This is a genomic window from Paractinoplanes lichenicola, from assembly GCF_016785085.1.
GTDB classification, from domain to species: Bacteria; Actinomycetota; Actinomycetes; order Mycobacteriales; family Micromonosporaceae; genus Actinoplanes; species Actinoplanes lichenicola.
This window is the reverse complement of record NZ_JAENHO010000008.1, coordinates 318,819-335,193: the sequence shown is the minus strand read 5'-3', so window position 1 is coordinate 335,193 and position 16,375 is coordinate 318,819. Positions and strand designations below refer to the sequence as shown.

Annotated in this window: 11 protein-coding genes; 6 read left to right on the top strand and 5 right to left on the bottom strand. The window is 68.6% G+C overall.

Annotated features, from left to right (window positions below; genetic code table 11):
- Positions 1-64: 64 nt before the first annotated feature.
- The 4 genes from JKJ07_RS28540 (at position 65) to fxsT (ending at position 6,444) form a co-directional block, all read left to right on the top strand.
- On the top strand, positions 65-316 hold the full coding sequence (locus tag JKJ07_RS28540) for a hypothetical protein (protein ID WP_236030041.1): 252 nt from the start codon (positions 65-67) through the stop codon (positions 314-316).
- Positions 317-557: 241 nt separating this feature from the next.
- Positions 558-938 (top strand): hypothetical protein, encoded by a 381-nt coding sequence (locus JKJ07_RS28535; protein WP_202994892.1) that lies wholly within the window; start codon positions 558-560, stop codon positions 936-938.
- A gap of 30 nt (positions 939-968) precedes the next feature.
- Entirely contained in the window at positions 969-2,483 is a 1,515-nt protein-coding gene (locus JKJ07_RS28530; protein WP_202994891.1) for a VMAP-C domain-containing protein, read from the top strand.
- Between the two features lie 40 nt (positions 2,484-2,523).
- Positions 2,524-6,444, top strand: a complete 3,921-nt coding sequence (gene fxsT / locus JKJ07_RS28525; RefSeq protein WP_202994890.1) for an FxSxx-COOH system tetratricopeptide repeat protein — start codon at positions 2,524-2,526, stop codon at positions 6,442-6,444.
- A gap of 6 nt (positions 6,445-6,450) precedes the next feature.
- Here fxsT and JKJ07_RS28520 read toward each other — a convergent pair whose 3' ends face one another.
- The 3 genes from JKJ07_RS28520 to JKJ07_RS51880 all read right to left on the bottom strand — a co-directional run bounded on the left by JKJ07_RS28520 (position 6,451) and on the right by JKJ07_RS51880 (position 9,717).
- Positions 6,451-8,283, bottom strand: coding sequence for an HEXXH motif domain-containing protein (locus JKJ07_RS28520; RefSeq protein ID WP_202994889.1), 1,833 nt, complete (start codon positions 8,281-8,283; stop codon positions 6,451-6,453).
- Positions 8,280-8,498, bottom strand: a complete 219-nt coding sequence (locus tag JKJ07_RS28515) for a hypothetical protein (protein WP_202994888.1) — start codon at positions 8,496-8,498, stop codon at positions 8,280-8,282. Before JKJ07_RS28515 ends, JKJ07_RS28520 begins: the two co-directional genes overlap by 4 nt.
- A gap of 103 nt (positions 8,499-8,601) precedes the next feature.
- Positions 8,602-9,717 (bottom strand): effector-associated domain 2-containing protein, encoded by a 1,116-nt coding sequence (locus JKJ07_RS51880; RefSeq protein WP_202994887.1) that lies wholly within the window; start codon positions 9,715-9,717, stop codon positions 8,602-8,604.
- 158 nt (positions 9,718-9,875) lie between these two features.
- On the opposite strand from JKJ07_RS51880, the gene JKJ07_RS28505 reads away from it, so the two are divergent.
- Complete coding sequence (locus JKJ07_RS28505; protein ID WP_202994886.1) at positions 9,876-11,219, top strand: FAD-dependent oxidoreductase; 1,344 nt, start codon at positions 9,876-9,878, stop codon at positions 11,217-11,219.
- Between the two features lie 10 nt (positions 11,220-11,229).
- On the opposite strand, the gene JKJ07_RS28500 is transcribed toward JKJ07_RS28505, so the two are convergent.
- Positions 11,230-11,679: a nitroreductase/quinone reductase family protein gene (locus JKJ07_RS28500; protein ID WP_202994885.1), complete on the bottom strand. Its 450-nt coding sequence runs from the start codon at positions 11,677-11,679 to the stop codon at positions 11,230-11,232.
- A 504-nt stretch (positions 11,680-12,183) separates the two neighbouring features.
- On the opposite strand from JKJ07_RS28500, the gene JKJ07_RS28495 reads away from it, so the two are divergent.
- Complete coding sequence (locus JKJ07_RS28495; protein WP_202994884.1) at positions 12,184-14,070, top strand: NAD-binding protein; 1,887 nt, start codon at positions 12,184-12,186, stop codon at positions 14,068-14,070.
- Here the strand turns inward: JKJ07_RS28495 and JKJ07_RS28490 are convergent.
- On the bottom strand, positions 14,011-16,230 hold the full coding sequence (locus JKJ07_RS28490; RefSeq protein ID WP_202994883.1) for a beta-galactosidase: 2,220 nt from the start codon (positions 16,228-16,230) through the stop codon (positions 14,011-14,013). The genes JKJ07_RS28495 and JKJ07_RS28490 overlap by 60 nt on opposite strands.
- Positions 16,231-16,375: the final 145 nt, after the last annotated feature.

Genomic DNA, 16,375 nt, shown 5'->3' with positions numbered 1-16,375 from the left:
CCCAGTGCCGTGAGTCTGTCCACAGCCCCTGCCGAACGGCCGTCCGGCCGCGATACTGGGACCGATGACCGGCCCGGGAAGTCACGCGGAGATGCGGCGGTGCCCCCGCTGCGGCCACCTCACGCGAGCCGACCGCATGGTCAAGGGCTTCGGCCGCGACTGCGCCACCCAGCTCGGCCTGACCGGGCGCGCGGTCGACGTCGGCCACGTCGGCCCCGACCTCCTCGACCTGCTGCCCGACCCCGAACCCGCGGACGAATGTGACGGTTGGGACAGGCCAGGCGATACTACGTACCATCCGCGAAATGCATTCTGAAATGCGTCGCTTTCACGTGACAAGGGCCCAATCACCAGTTCGATCTCACCCCTGGGGGCGATTCGGCGAGGAGATCCGCCCGGTCCGACGAGACCGGACTCTTGTACGCCTTACCAGCGCCGAGCGACTGTCCACTGTCGCCTAGCTGACAATCTTCTAGGGTGTCGATACCCAATACGATGGCGGCATGTCGCCACCGATCTCTGTCGCACCCATCGGCAGCAATGACGGTCCCGGCCCGGTGGCCGACTCCGACGTGGTCCTTCTCCCGATCACGTTCGACGGTGACACACCGATCTACCCTGAGTCCGCGCACAGCCTGATCGCCGCGCTTCGGGCCGCCGACGTATCGGCTCGCACCTGGCACGCCGACCCGCCCGAGTTCGGCGCGAGCCGCGGCCCGGTTACCGACGCGCTGATCCAGATCGCCGTCGGCATCGCCTCGTCCGGCGGGTGGTATGCGGTGCAGTCCCTGCTGGAGCGCCGCCAGGAGAAGGTGCACCTGATCGCCTTCTACGAAAAGGACGGTCAGCGTTTCCGCCTCGAAGTGACCGGGCCGGCCCGCCAGATTGCCGAGGAGCTGCGGCAGCTCGATCCCTTTCGCCCGGAGCCACCGGCATGACCTCGGCCCCCACAGCCTCGAGTCGCGCTCATGGTTGACACGAGCGAGACTCAGCAAACACCCCACAAGCTGATCGGGGATCGCCGCCGCATCCTCAAGGAAACCACCGGGGTGCTCCAGAAATCAGCCGCGGTGCGCGACATCGGCACCCGGGCAATGCTTCTGGAGGAGTTGGATTTGGCACTCGGCGTCACGCTGGGGTTGCGTGAAGTCGGTCTTCCACAATCTCAGCTCGTCCAAGTCGCCACCGCATGTGTGGACCGCCCCGGCGGATTGCGCAGCCTCGCCGAATGCCTCGACCTGTTCGATTCGGACGCCAGACGGGTGCATGAAATCTTCCGGCTGGCCGACGAGTGGCAGGTACTACAGCAGTTCGCCGAGCACGACTTGCATCTGCTACGGCCTGAGCTGATCGACATGCCACTGACCGGCGACCTGCGAAGTTTTGTGGCCGAACGTCGCGACGAGCCAATGCCTGCCTATTGCGAGACCGCGTGGCATCTGTTCGCCCATCTCGCCGCGATCCCGGCAGGCGACGGTCCCACGTGGCTTCCGTTCCTGCAACGTCTGACCACCGAAGTTCAGCTCAACGCCCGCGACCGGCTGAGGGACGTCGTCCAGAACCTGTCCGTCGTGTGGGGCGTCGTGGACACGGTCGCTGAGCCGCCCACGGCGACAACGACCCGCGGCGGCACCGCTTATCTCGTCATCCAGTTCGAGAAGCATGGCGTCGAGGACGACGCCTTTATCATGTCTCACTGGTATCAGTGGGCCTCGCCGTCCTGGCAGCCGATTCGCGGCGAGGACCGGCGCGTGCGTCGCGATGAACTGGAAACCGCGGTCGACGAGGTCGTGCTCGAGACGGAACGTCGCTGGGCCGACCGGGACGGTCCAGTAGCGATCGAGTTCGTCCTGCCGAGTCAGCTGCTCAACGAACCCGTCGACCGCTGGAGCAAGGAGATTCAAACCCGGCCGCGACGGCTGGCGATCCACTATCCGTTGGTGATCCGAAGCCTCGAGCGCATCCGGGCCGAGGAGTGGCATCGCGGGTGGCGGGGACGGTGGCGAACAGTGCGGGAGGCAACCGTCAGGGAAGGCCTGATCCATTGTGCCTCCGGTGACGACAGCGACGTCCAGCTGGAGGTGGCACTCGAACGAGGGGACGCCGCGGTCGTTCTCGTCCTGAGTGAACCGCCCCTCCCCGACTCGGCGGGCGAACAACAGCTCTTGGTAGGGTTGCAGGAGGGTTTGCCCGCAATTGTCTGGTTTCGGGACGCCGGATCGCAGCATGAAGACCTGGAATCACAACGTGAGGAGCCGCGTGAGGTCGTCTCTGAGATGGTGAGCGCGTGCCTGGACTCCCCAGAGGGAGTAGCCAAATTGCCTGAGAGTGTCGCAGAGTTAAGGCGGAGGGCTTGGCGCGGGGACCCATCGGCGTCCACCGATCGGATGGGCCACAGGATAGTGATCTTGTGGGACGATCCTGATCGGCAACCGACTCGCACCGGACCTGCCGGCAGTGACAACCGAGAGGTTTTCGCATGAGCGGGAACGGTCACCGGGAGGCACGCGGCACCGTCGCTGGATGGAGCCTGCCCAGCGACGGCTCATCCGCGCGCCTCCGGCCGGCTCGTCCCGCGTGGACGGCGATCGCTTCATGATGGACGGACCGCCCCCAAGCGTCCCCCCGCCGGACACCTCGTCGGCGCCGGAGAACGACACCCGGCCTGCGGCGGTCGTCGTGCTCGACGATGATCCGGCGCTCGAGTTCTGGTCCGCCGAGATCGACGAGCTTCAGGAGTCGTTGCAGGATCTGGGCGTCTTCTCCTCCGTCGAATCGCGGAGGCTCACTTTCGCACCCGGCGGGCAGCCGGCTCTGGCCGACAGCGCCGACAATCCTCGCGCCCTTCGATCCGGACCCCAGGCAGTCTTTCTCGTGACTCCAGGCCGCTCACTCGACCCGCTCCTGGAGTTGATTACCGACTGGGCCCGGAACGGCCTGGTGGCTGTGGTCAATCTCCTTCCCCAACAGCATTGGCGAGACCGAGGGTTCCGCATCACCGACGCGACATGGACCCCGAGTGATCCACCCGGGCCAACGGCCGCGACGCCGTGGCACGTGTCCGGTCTGGATTTGCGTTCTGCCGAGGAGAAGCAGCGAGACTCGACTCGGACGGCAGTGCCGATCCTGGAGCGCGGTCGCGAGTGGCTCGATCAATGGGCGCGGCTCCTGGATCGTTCGACTGGCAGCCCCGTCACCACACCGGCAGTGCTCCTGTCACCCGATGACTCCACTCGTTCGAGCGGCCGGCAACTGAGCGCGGCGATGCTGGTGGCCCGGTTCCGCACCACGGCCTCCCCTCAGGCATTCGCCTTGGCGACCCGGCTCGCCGCCGCCCCGTTGAATCTCCGCACCATGCGGGCCCTCCAGAGAACGGCGCTGCGATCGGGCCCGGCCCATCTCACCGAGGTGCTGACGAGCAACCTCCTGCTTCCGCCCAAACATGGGCGCCGCGACGGCGACACGAACATCGTGTACGAGTTCGTCTACGGCGTCCGGGAGCAACTGCTCTCGCTCGCCTATCGCGACCGCACCATCGAAGTTCAGCACGTGGTGGAGCACGAGTTGGAGCGGGACGTCGAGGCCGTACGCAACCTGACCCTCCGGGTCAGGGAGCCGCGCCGAGCCGCCTACCTGACCGTCAACCACGCCGCCCTGCCCTATTTAAGAGTCGAACTCGCCGTGCACGTCGCGCTCGGCGGGCCAAATTTGAACGCCGCACAGCAGTTGAGCCGCAAAATCGGCACCCCTGTGCCCATGCAGGCACGCCGAACCTCCCTCGTTTTGCCCTCTTCGCGCATGGAGTCCGCAATGTCTGAGACAATTCCCTCTCAGGGTTCGTCGAGCCCGTTCAGCGCGGCAGGGTCGGGACTGCACTACGGACAGGATCGGGAGGACGGCACCGTGCCCACGGTCACGGAGGGATTGCGGACAACGCAGCGGCACGACGCTCGCCCACCGGCTGTCACCAACAACCTGCCCATGCGCAACCCGACGTTCACAGGTCGGCGCGACCTCCTCGACGCGCTGCACCAGCGACTGCGCGCCGGTACGACCGCGGTTCTCCCCGAGGCATTGCACGGCGCAGGCGGCGTGGGCAAGTCACAGCTGGTCATTGAGTACGTCCACCTCCACAAGCAGGACTTCGACCTGATCTGGTGGATCCCCGCCGAGCGGTCGGCGCAGATTCAGAACTCGTTGACCGAGCTGGCCAGTTCCCTCGAACTGCCGGTGCAGTCGACCGCCAACACGGCCGTGCCGGCCGTACTCGAGGCGCTGCGAGTCGGCCGCCCGTTCCTCAACTGGCTCCTGGTCTTCGACAATGCCGAGGATCCGGAGGATGTCGAGCGATTCTTCCCCAAGGGTGGCCCCGGCAGCATCATCGTCACCTCCCGCAACGCCCGGTGGGGCGGCATCGCCAACACCCTGGCGGTGGACGTATTCGACCGTCAGGAGAGCATCGAGCTGATGCGGCGCCGCGACCCTCGACTCGCCGTTGGCGACGCCGATCGGCTGGCCGAGCGGCTCGGTGACCTGCCTCTGGCCATCGAAGCCGCGGCCGCCTGGCGTGCCGAGATGAAGATGACCGCCGACGAGTATCTCTCGCGACTGGAGAGTAGCCAGCCGGAACTCGACGAAGAGGCCGCGGTCGGTGACTTGGACTATCCCGAACATGTCGCTGCGGTGTGGAACATCTCGCTGAATGGCCTGCACGACTTGGAGCCGTCGACGCTCCGCCTGCTTCAGCTGTGCGCCTTCTTCGCGCCCGAACCGATCAGCAAGGTGCTGCTGTCCAAACCGCGCGGTCTACGTATCCACCCCGATCTCGACCCGCTGATGCGCAACAGCACAGGCCTCAACCAAGCGATCGGGACGATCGGCAAACTCGCCCTGGCCCGCATCGACTACCGGACGAACTCCTTGCAGATGCACCGCCTCGTGCAAAGAGTGTTGATTCATCAGATGGACGCGGAGACCCGCGATGCCATGCGCCACGGTGCTCATTTGCTGCTTGCGGGCAATGACCCGGACCAGCCGGACGACTCGCTGCACTGGGGACGGTACGCCGAGCTGTATCCGCATATCATCGCTTCTCGCGCAGAACGTTGTCTTGATGAAATGGTCCGCGACACCATTCTGAACGAATCGAAGTACCTGTGGCGGTGGGGCGACCACGACGAAGCCCGTAATCTCGCCCAACGCGCGTACGATGCCTTGCTCGAGCTGGGGGACGAGACGCATCCCGACAGCCTCCGAATGGCGCAGTGGCTCGGCTCGATGCACTTCGTCAACGGCAGCTATGCCGAGGCTGCCGCCCTGAACGCCCGAACGCTGGAGCTCTACCGGCAGAGTTTGGGTGACGATCAGGAAGAGACGCTCAACGCGATCGGCGCGGTCGCCGCCGATCACCGGGTCGCGGGTGACTTCGCCGGCGCCCTCGAGTTGTCGCTGACGGTGTACGAGCGGTCGAACGCGAAATTCGGTGAAGGCTTGCCGTTCACCCTGCGGGCCGCGCACAACCTCGCGGTGAGCATGCGCCTTTCCGGCCTCTTCGGCCGCGCGCTGAAGCTCGACGAGCAGCGGTACGCCGGGCTGGTGCAGATCTACGGAACCGATCACTCGGAGAGCCTCTCCACGTCCGGTGGCATCAACCTCGACCGGCGCGAACTCGGTGACTACGTCGCCGCGCACCGCAATCAGGAGAACGTGGTGGCCGAGGCCCGCCGCGTGCTCAAGTTCGACGACCATCCCGACGTGCTTCGGCAGAGCCACGACCTCGCCAGCTTCCGTCGCAAGGCCGGCCAGTTGCAGCAGGCCCTGGAACTCTCCAGCGACGTGCTCCGCCGCTACCGCAGCCGGTACGGCGACAAACGCCCGGAGACGGTGCTGGCGCTGCTGACCGTCTCCATCGACCAGCGCGTGACCGGCGATCTAGGCGCTGCGCGAGAAGCGGGCGAGGCCGCCGTCGCGGGCCTGCGCGAACTGTACGGCGAGACCCACCCGCACACGGCCGGCGCCAAGTCGGACCTGGCCGTGACGCTGCGCCTGCTGGGTGAGTACGACGCCGCACGGGCCCTCGATGAGCAGGCACTCCGAGAGCTGAAGGACCGGCTGTCGAGTTCGCATGCGCTAGTGATCTCCGCCCGGATCAATCTGGCCAGTGATCTCTATGAGCTCGGCGACTTCGAGGGCGCGCACAAGCTCGACTCGGAAAGTTACGCGCAGTGTGCCGACCTTCTCGGCGATGGTCACCCCACCACTCTGGCTTGCGGCGTCAATCTGGCCATGGATCTTCGCGGCCTGGGCCGGGACTCCGAGGCGAGCAGCCTGTTCTCGGAGACGATGGAGAAGTTCCGGACCGGCCTGGGCGAGGATCACCCGGCCACCGCCGCGGCTGCGGCCGGAGTCAGGGCCAACTGCGACATCGACCCGTTGCCGCTGTAACGGAGATCAGCTGACGAGACCGGTGGGTCGGGCCACTCGCCAACCTGCCGGTCGCGGCTTCCCCAGCCCTTCCCCGCCCAGCTGACGGCCGAGCCAACGCGCAGCTGCCAGCGGATCGGTCCGCGCATCAGTCATCGCCATCACCAGCTCAGGCCGCCCCAGCAGAGCCCACGCCCCCGGGTCGGTCCTTCTGTCCAAGGTCAGCCCCAGGCCGATCCAGGCGTGCGCGTCGCCCACGTCCCGCTCCAGGTCGCGCAGGTAGCACTCGCGAGCCGACTCGACCCGGCCGGAGACCAGTTCGATGTCGGACGGAGTGCTGCCGGCAACCCGTGCTGCGGCAAGGTCTTTCGCCCCGGCGAGCGAATGCCGGACCAGCACCGCCCGGCCGTCGAGCAAGCCCACCTCAGGCAGCGCTACGACTGCTTGGTCGTCGTCCGACAGCACGGTAGCCGCAATCGCGTCGCCGCTCCGGAAAGTTGTTGCGAGGTTTGCACCGAGCGCTCTGTCCACCGGCATGCAGTATGTGCGCCAGAGAGCATGGTGGTCGAGCGCCATGTCTTCAGCCAGCACCCCGATGTGCGGCGACACCGGGTCGTCCTGCCAGGAAGCCAGCCGATCGTGGAGCAGGGCGACGAACTGCCGGCCGTGCTCGGTCAACCGGCCGCTGCTCGACAGCACCTGAGCCGCGCCGAACGACTGCCGCCGCCACAACGCGAACTCGAACTCTGCCAGCAGTCCCTCGCCGGCGGCAGCGTGGCGCCGATGGACCCGCCAGAAGTCAGTAATTCCGGCGAAGGCGTACACGCCCTGCAGCAGTCCCTCCAGCGGACGAGGATCGTCGCGCCAGGGCGCGTAATAGCGAACCGACGGATCGACCTCGAGCATGGTGAACATATGCAGCAGAGCACCGAGCTTCTGGTGCTGGCCCTCATGAACCAGCGTCACCGCGAGTTGCGTGGCATCGTCCGGCTCGGACAGGAGGATTCCGCCGTACGCCTCGGCCCCGGAGGCGGACCGTGGACGGTAAGGGCTTTGACGTGGCTCTGGTGTCAGCGTGCGAAGGCTCGACGCTATCCCCGCCGCTCGCTCGGGTTGCTCGCGGACCAGCATCCGCCATGCCTCGTCGAACAAACCACGCCAGCGATCGACCTCCGGCCCGCCGAGCGGCGCAGGCGGGGCAGGCTCCCGCAGATCACGGTAGACGTCCCGATCCAAAAGGGTCAGGCGAAGAGTCCTGCCCTCAGCGTCGGCCTCTATTCGCACCGGCGCGTGCCATCGCGCATCGTCATCCGCAGCCCGCACCGTCACCGACCCGTCGTCCAGGATGAGAGTGTGGCCGTCGAAGGCCACCCGGGCCAGCTGGGTCTCAACCGGGAAGTCGGCGGCGCCGACGGTCGGCAGAACGGCAACGCCGTACCGCACGGGAACGGTCAGCTCGAACGGCAAGCCCGACCGGAATGCACACGCCGCTGCGATGCCGTGCAGATAGCCGACCTCGATCCAGGGCGCTTCGGACGGCTCGGTTCCGCTGCTGCGGCGGAGGGTGTGCGCGGCCCACAGCCCGACCTGCGGCTGGGCCAGCACGTCCTCGCAGGAGGCCGGATCATCCCGATAGGCCCGTCCCAGCAGCGCCCAGGCCGTTTCGACAGAAGCAAGCGGACCAGCGACGTTGGGAACAGCGTCGAACGACTCCAACAACGTCTTCAAGGCGGTCAACCGCCAACTGCGCTCCGTCACCCAGAAGGGTGCGACGGCCCTGTCGTCCCCGCCTCCACCGGCCAGGATCCGGAAACGCTCCGATTCGATCTTGTGTTTGGGTCCCCCGTCGGCCTCGGTCAAGCGCGGCGTTCTTCCGCTTCCGGGCGCGCCTCGCCCGGCCTACGCGTGAACGATGGGTTGTAGCCGTTGATGCTGCTTTCCGAGTCGGCGAGCCTCTCCTTCACCCGCGCGATGGCGGCCGTGATTCCGGAGAGCTCGGCGGAGCGCAGGGTCGCCACGTTCTCCGTCGAGAGATCGATCAGCTCGGACTCGATTCCGGCCGAATTTACATCCATCCGCGGTTGCCTCCAGGACAGAGATGTCGATAGCCATCATCGCCTACCCCTCAGCGCAACGGAAGCGTTACACGGAGCAACCCGGAATCACATAGCATTTCGTCTATTGCTTGAGGGATGCAGCGACCGCCTCGAAATGGGCTACTGCCTCGTCGTTCGGGGCGAAGAAGCGCACCGCCTCGACCAGTTCGGACAGCGCGCCCGGATGGTTCAGGCACGTGCGCAGGATCTGGATCGCGTCCAGGCGGGCGGCCGGGTTGCGGCGGATTTGGCCGTAGACCGAGCCTCGCAGGAGCGACAAGATCTCCTCGCGGTCGTTCGGGCGGCGGAACACCTCGATCTCGGTCAGAGCGTCCACCACGGGCTTCAGCAGCGAGGGTGGCACATCTCTGGGCGGCGGCGGGGCCGGCACGGACTCCGGGCGTCGCAGCAGCTGGCCCTCGTTGCCGATGGCGTGGCGGTACCACAGGTAGGTCGGCGTCTGACTGAGTGAACCCGTGGCGCGCATGGCCGCAAAACGGGACTGCAGGGCGTCGGTGAGGGTCGGCGGGTCGGTCAGCAGGGGCAGGCCGTGCTCGTTGAGCAAAGTCAGCACCTCGCGGCTGAACAGGCCGGTGCGGCGCCGGCTCAGGTTGACGGCGGGCTGGCCGAAGCCGGCCGCGAGGTAGACGTCCTGGGCGCGGCCGGGGACGGGGTCGCCGGCGGCGAAGGTCTCGTGGCCACCGATCCGGGCCGGGGTGCCGGGGCCGTGCACCTGGCACGCGTCGACCAGCCACACCTGTCGGTTCAGGGCCCGCACCTGGTCGGTGCCGAAGCGGCGCAGCAGCGAGTCGAGGTCGAGGTCGACGGGGTCGTCGTCGGTGGCGTCCGGGAAGAGCAGACGCCGGTGGCGGTCGAGGTCGACGTAGCCGTGGCCGCCCCACAAGACGTACAGGGTGCTCTCCGAGCTCGTAGCCAGGTCGCGAATGAACATCCCGCGCACGGTCGAGCTGGTAGCGCGGCGGCAGTCGACACCGGCAGGGAGCACAGCGGGCGCGGGCATCGGGGCGGCCAGCACCGTGACCTGCTCGGGTGGGACACCGTGTGTGACGAAGAACTCCGCGAACCGTACGGCGTCATCGACCGGACCGGCCAGGGACCAGGCTGGACCCCCCTGGTACTCGTCGACTCCGATCAGCACTGCTCGGGCGGTACGCGGATCGGGGGCGGCGGCCGTCACGATCAGAACAATACGTGGCGGTGGCTACAAAACGTGACGCGTGTCATTGGATCTTGCGTTGACTTGAAGTTAAGTTGAGGTTCTAGATTAGGCTTACCTAACTCTCGGGGCAACGAGGTCCTGACCGCTGGTGACGAAGAGCTAAGGAAAACGCATACATGGATCGCCCTCTCAGGGTCGCCGTTGTCGGCGCCGGCCCGGCCGGCATCTACGCGGCCGACATCCTCACCAAGGCTGCCCCGAACGCCACGGTCGACATCCTCGACCGGCTGCCCACCCCGTACGGGCTGATTCGTTACGGCGTGGCGCCGGACCACCCGCGGATCAAGGAAATCATCGTGGCGCTGCACAACGTGCTCGAGAGCCCGCGGATCCGGTTCATCGGCAACGTCGACTACGGCGTGGACGTCAAGCCGGAGGAGCTCGAGCAGTTCTACGACGCCACGATCATCGCGACCGGCGCCGAGAAGGACCGTGAGCTGAACATCCCGGGGATCGACCTGCCGGGCAGCTTCGGCGGCGCCGACTTCGTCTCCTGGTACGACGGCCACCCCGACGTACCGCGGGAGTGGCCTTTGACCGCGACGAAGGTGGCCGTGATCGGGGCGGGCAACGTCGCCGTCGACGTGGCGCGGGTGCTGGCCAAGACGGCCGACGAGCTGCTCGAGACCGAGATCCCGGACAACGTGTATCAGGGGCTGCTGGCCAGCCCGGTCACCGACGTCCACCTGTTCTCGCGCCGCGGGCCGGGCCAGGTCAAGTTCACCCCCATGGAGCTGCGCGAGCTCGACGAGTCGCCCAACGTCGAGGTGATCGTGCACCCCGAGGGCATGGAGTTCGACGAGGGCAGCCTGGCCGCGATCCGGGCCAAGCGCTCGCTCAAGATGTGCGTCGACGTGCTGCAGAACTGGTGCGCCCGCGACCCGCGGGACCGGCCGCGCCGCCTGCACCTGCACTTCCTGCAGGCCCCGGCCGAGATCGTCGGCACCCCCGAGACCGGCGTGACGGCGCTGCGCACCGAGACGCAGGAGCTGACCGGCGACGGCACCGTCCGCGGCACCGGCGAGTTCACCGACTGGGACGTGCAGGCCGTCTACCGGGCCATCGGCTACCTGAGCCGCCCGATCGCCGACCTGCCGTTCGACACCACCACCGGCACGATCCCGCACGAGGCGGGCCGCGTGCTCGACCTCGACGGCAACCGCGTCCCGGGCCTGTACGCGACCGGCTGGATCAAGCGCGGCCCGGTCGGCCTGATCGGGCACACGAAGAAGGACGCCGGCGAGACCGTGGCCAGCCTGCTGGAGGACGTCGCGGAGCTGCCGGAGACGACCCGCGACGACGTGCTCCCCTACCTCGACCGGCGGGGCGTCGGCTACACGAGCTGGGACGGCTGGAAGCGCCTGGACGAGCACGAGATCGGTCTCGGCGCCCCGCACGGCCGCAAGCGGGTCAAGGTCGTCCCGCGCCAGCACATGATCGACATCAGCAACGGAGCCTAGCGCCCGTTTCTCAAGCAGGGCGAGGCTCCAGCACTATCACCACGGCTTCGGTATCGCGTAGCGCGGCCCACTCGTCGAGCCGCTTGTCGTAGACGTGCCAGCGTTCCCAGAGCCTCGCCCGCTCGTCTGAGTCCGTACGGCGTCCGCGCACCTCCCGGCGGACGCCGTCGACCTCGGCGATCGCGTCGGGCTGGGCCCGCAGGTTGAGCCACCAGGCCGGGTGACCCTCACCCCAGCCGTTCATCGACATGAGCACCAGGTCGGGCCCGTCCTCGTAGTAGGCGAGCAGCACCGACCGGGGTTGGCCGCTGCGCCGGCCCGTCGTCGTCAACCGCAGCGTTCCGTACTTCGCGGGCTTGGGCTTCGACAGCCCCACACGCCCACCGGACACCCTGTAGATCCCGCGATGAATCGCCCACGCCGTGCGCACCACCCAGCGAGGCGGAACCCGGACAGCCATGAACTCGACGGTAGTCACCGCCTGCCACAACTTGACCTCCACAGAGACCCGCCCTACCCGGGGGACCCCCGCCCTCGGCCATTTTAGTGAAGCGGGCGGATCATTGCGGGCGGGCGGCGGCCGGGCTGTGGATAACCCGGGATTGTGGATGACGCGGCGCTGCAACAAACCTGCACAGGCAGCTTATTGACCGTCGTGTATGCGTGGTGGGACATTTCAGGGGCCGGGCGCCGGCGAGGGCTCCCGCCGACGCTCGGCTGAACGATCAGGCGCGCGGCCGAAGACCCGACCGGCGCGATCGACGACCTGACCGGCCGCGGCGACGACAGGCCGACGCGGCGACAACGGCTCGCCTGAAGCAGCAACGGCCGACCGAGCAACAAAGGGCAGCAGCGGCAACGGGCCGACCGAGCAACAAAGGGCCGCAGCGGCAACGGGCCGGATGAAGGCAACAGGCCGGATGAAGCGACAACAAGCCACCCGTAGCGCGGTTAGCCTGCACGGATGGACGGCGGTTGCGCGGGCTGGCGGGGGCACATCATCGTCTGCGGCCTCGACGACGTAGGCCTGCGCACCGTGGAGCAACTGCACCTGGCGGGCGTAGCCGTAGTGGTGGTCGAGGACGACGCCGACCCCAGGCTGGTCCGGGTGGTGCGCGGCTGGGGCGTCCCCGTCGTGGTGGGCAGTCCCCGCTTGATCGAGACGCTGGGCGAGGCCGGGCTGCCAGGTGCCGCCGCCGTCATCTGTGTGCTGGCCGATGATCTGCACACCATCGAGGCCGCCCTGCTGGCCCGGGAGAACCGGCCGGACCTGCGGGTCGTGGTGCAGCTACGGAACTCCGCGGTGGGCCGGGCCCTGTCGGCGTTGTCGGTGTCGGTGCTCGACGTGGCCGGGTTGTCCGCGCCGTCGCTCGTCGAGGCTTGTCTGCGCACCGGCACGCACGAGCTCGACCTGGACGGCACCCGCTTCGTCGCCGTGCAGACGACTGCCGACGGGCACGGGCCGCTGCGGTCCCGGTACGGCGCCTTGGCCCCGCTGGCCGTGACCGGGGCCGCAACCAGAGCCGCGACCGGGGCCGCGACCGGGACCGCAACCGGGGCCGCAACCGGAGCCGCAACCGGGGCCGGGGCCGGGGCCGCAACCGGGCCCGGCGACATCGTCGTGTGCCCGGGCCGCGACCACGTGGTGAGCCCGGGCGATGTGGTGACCCTGCTGGGCACCCCGGCCGAGCTGGCGGCGGCCGGTCTGAGCAGCGACACCACGCCGGCCGTCGAGCGGAGGCCGAGCCGCAAGCTGCATCTCGTGCAGACCGTGCTGGCCGCCGTCGACCGCCGGCTCGCGTACACCTTGCTGGCCCTGTTTCTGCTGCTCAGCTCGGCCGTAGTGGTGTTGCGGATCGGCTATCGGGAGCCCGACGGCACCCGCATGACGATCCTCGACGCCGCGTATTTCGCCGTGGAGACGATCGCGACCGTGGGGTTCGGCGACTTCTATTTCCGCGAGCAGCCGTCGTGGCTGCGGGGCTTCGCGATCGGCCTGATGATCCTGGGTGTCCTGCTGGCCACGTCGTTCTACGCCCTGCTGACGAACACGCTGGTCACGATCCGGCTGCAGGAGGCGCTGGGCCGGCGCCGGCTGACCCAGCTGACCGGGCACGTCGTGGTGGCCGGGCTCGGCTCGGTGGGCGTACGGGTGGTGGAACGCCTGGCCGACGCGGGCTTCGACGTGGTCGTGATCGAGCACGACGAGCACAACCGGTACGCCGATCAGCTGCGGGACCGCGGCATCCCGGTGATCTTCGCCGACGCCACCCTGCCCCGCACCCTCGACCGCGTGCAGGTGGCCGAGGCCCGCGCGGTCGCCGTGCTGACCAGCGACGACTTGGTCAACTTGGAGACCGGGCTGGCCATCCGCGATCAGCTGGGCGACGACGCGGACGTGCCGGTCGTGCTGCGCTTGTTCGACCGCAGCCTGGCCGCCACGGTCGAGCGGAATTTCGGCCTGGGCCTGGCCCGTTCGACGGCCGCCCTGGCCGCGCCCTGGTTCGTGGGGGCCGCACTCGGTCTCGACGTGATCGCCACGTTCTATGTCAGCTCGCAGCTCATGCTGGTCGGCCGGCTCACGGTCGCCCGTGGGGGCGGGCTGGACGGCCTGGCCATGCAGGACCTTTCCGCCCGTACGCGGGTGGTCGCGATCAGCCGGGCCGCGGGCGACGGCACCCTCGAGCATCCGCCGCGCCGCGACACCCGGTTCCGCGCCGGTGACCGGGCCTTCCTGATCGGCCCGTACGAGGAACTGTTGCAGGTGCTGCGGCGCGACAGCCCGGGCGAGTCAGCTGACCTCGCGCCACGTCGCCCGGCCCAGCACCCGCACTCCGTCGAGCGCCAGTAGCTGCTGCCCGTCCGCGGCGAGCAGCCGTTCGCGGGCGTCGGCCGGCAGCGAGACGGTCGAGCCGGCGGCCAGCGGCAGCAGGTGCAAAGTCAGCTTCGCGCCCGGCCGCCAACCCACGTCGCGCAGGTTCACCGTCCAGTCCGAGCCGTCCCAGAAGCGGTCGGTCACCGGCCGCCCGTCGACCCGCAGCTGCCCGACGTCGCCCGCCCAGCCGATGCGCAGGAAGACGTCTCCGGGAGCCGGCGGAACGTCGAGCAGGTAGACCGCAGCCAGTTCGTCGAACGTTTCCGCGGCGGGTGCGGACTGCCGGCCGTCGTATTTTCCGTACGCCACGGGAACGGTCGCGGCCGCCGGTCGTACGGGCTCGAGGTTGACCGTCGTCGTGAATCCGAAAACGTCGCCGTCGAGCGGCAGGTCGGCGAAGGAACCGGCCACCTGGTCGTAAACACGCACCGAGGGCGGTTCGGTCGCCAGCACGTCGACCCGGCCGTCCGGTCCCCATTGCAATTCGTCCTCGGAAAGCAGAAGCCGCCGCCGGGGCCCGTCCTCGTCGACCCAGACCGGCGACGAAGGCGGAAGCACAAGCAAATCGAAATTGCCGGCCCGAACCGGGGAAAGGCCGGGCTCGGCCGCGGAGACGACGCCGGCGACCGAGTACGTCACGTCGACTCCCTCGGCGGCGATCAGCACCAGCGTCGGAACCGGGCCGGGCAGCACGGTCAGCGCCGACGCGGTGGCCCAGTCCAGCACCGCCCCGCCGAGCGGCAGCCGCAGCGGCCAGCAGGCCAGGGTGCCGGCCGGAATGTCCACCGGGGAGGCGGGCAGGGTCAGCTCGTGCGTCCCGAGCTCCACCCGGAACTGCGCCCCGGCATAGGTGGTCAACGGGAAGTGCGGCTGATGCCAATTGAGGAAGAGAAAACCGCTCTCCCCGTCACTGCGCAGCGCGTAGCGCATTGTCGTGGAATCGTCGACGCCCTCCGGCCGTACGGGGGGAAGGGTTGACGGCATCTCGGCCAGCCGATCCCCGAACGCGGCCAGGAAAGCGTGCTGCCGCCGCAGCTCGGCATGGCTGGCCGCGAGCAGGCCGGATTCGCCGATCGGCGCGTGGAAGTCGTAACCAAGCGGCGGCAGGTCGTTGGGGTAACCGGTGGCGTGCGATTCCTGGGCGCCGGGCGGATTGGTGCCTCCGGCATACATGTAATAGCCCTGCCAGGCCGAGCCGTTGCCGATTTTGCAATGGGCGATCGCGGCCACGTCGAGCGCGCTCGGCCGGGGGCGGCGGTGATAGGCGGTCGCCATTCCCCCGCCCAGCTCACACGTCGCCGGGGGAAAGAGCGGCGACGGCGTACGGGGTTGGGGGGTGCTCAGTTTCGCCTCGTGCATGCGGCGCAGGTCGGCGCCGATGCCCGGGTCGTCCCAGACGTGCGAGAAGAAGTAGTGGTCGCGGAACGTCGGGTCCCAGGGCGCGTCCGCGTCGACCCAGAAGCCGTCGCCGTACCCGCCGTAGAGCGGCAGCACCTCGTCGTCGGGCAGGTCGGCGCCGCCCCACGCGGTGGCCGTCCACAACGGCGCGCTCATTCCGGCCGCGCGGGCCAGCCGCTTGAGCGTGACGAGGTGACCGGGCTGGTCGTAGAGCTCGTTCTCGAGCTGGATCCCGAGCAGGTCGGCCCCATTCACCTGGGCCGCGAGCTGACCGAACCACTCCTCGACCAGCTCCAGATAGGCCGGGTCGTCGGTGCGGTGCGCGACCGGCGACCGCTGCACCCAGTCGGGGAAGCCCCCGTTGCGGCTCTCGCCGTGGCACCACGGCCCGATCCGCAGCACCATCCGCAGGCCGGCGTCGCGCACCTCGCGCAGGAACGCGGCGACGTCGAGGTTGCCGTCGAAGCGGGGCTCGCCGCGGCGCTCGACGTGATGCAGCCAGAACACGTAGCTGGCGACGACCGTGACCCCGCCCGCGCGCATCTGCCGAAGTCGCTCGGCCCACCGGTGCCGGGGCACCCGGCTGTAGTGCAGCTCGCCCGAGACCGGCACCACCGGCCGGCCTTCCAGCGAAAGACACCGGCTGGTCAGCGCGACGCCCGGGCGCACGTCCTCGTCGTTGCCGAGCCGCGGGAGTATCGGGGGCTCGGACCAAGGGTGGTGCGCGACGAACAACATGGTGCCCCCAGAACCTGTAACCGGTCACAGCCTGCCGAGCCCGCACGATACCGCGATGTAACGGGCCGGACGCAAGGTCTTGACAATCGTGAAGGCGAGCATCACTGTAACCGGTCACAGGTCCTGTTCGGTGACGCACGTCTCT

Bases quoted from the DNA above. Each gene is read 5' to 3' on its own strand.
- JKJ07_RS28505 (WP_202994886.1), top strand. From the start codon at position 9,876: ATGGATCGCCCTCTCAGGGTCGCCGTTGTCGGCGCCGGCCCGGCCGGC.
- JKJ07_RS28515 (WP_202994888.1), bottom strand. From the start codon at position 8,498: ATGGATGTAAATTCGGCCGGAATCGAGTCCGAGCTGATCGATCTCTCG.
- JKJ07_RS28540 (WP_236030041.1), top strand. From the start codon at position 65: ATGACCGGCCCGGGAAGTCACGCGGAGATGCGGCGGTGCCCCCGCTGC.
- JKJ07_RS28530 (WP_202994891.1), top strand. From the start codon at position 969: ATGGTTGACACGAGCGAGACTCAGCAAACACCCCACAAGCTGATCGGG.
- fxsT (WP_202994890.1), top strand. From the start codon at position 2,524: ATGGAGCCTGCCCAGCGACGGCTCATCCGCGCGCCTCCGGCCGGCTCG.
- JKJ07_RS28500 (WP_202994885.1), bottom strand. From the start codon at position 11,679: ATGGCTGTCCGGGTTCCGCCTCGCTGGGTGGTGCGCACGGCGTGGGCG.
- JKJ07_RS28495 (WP_202994884.1), top strand. From the start codon at position 12,184: ATGGACGGCGGTTGCGCGGGCTGGCGGGGGCACATCATCGTCTGCGGC.
- JKJ07_RS28490 (WP_202994883.1), bottom strand. From the start codon at position 16,230: ATGTTGTTCGTCGCGCACCACCCTTGGTCCGAGCCCCCGATACTCCCG.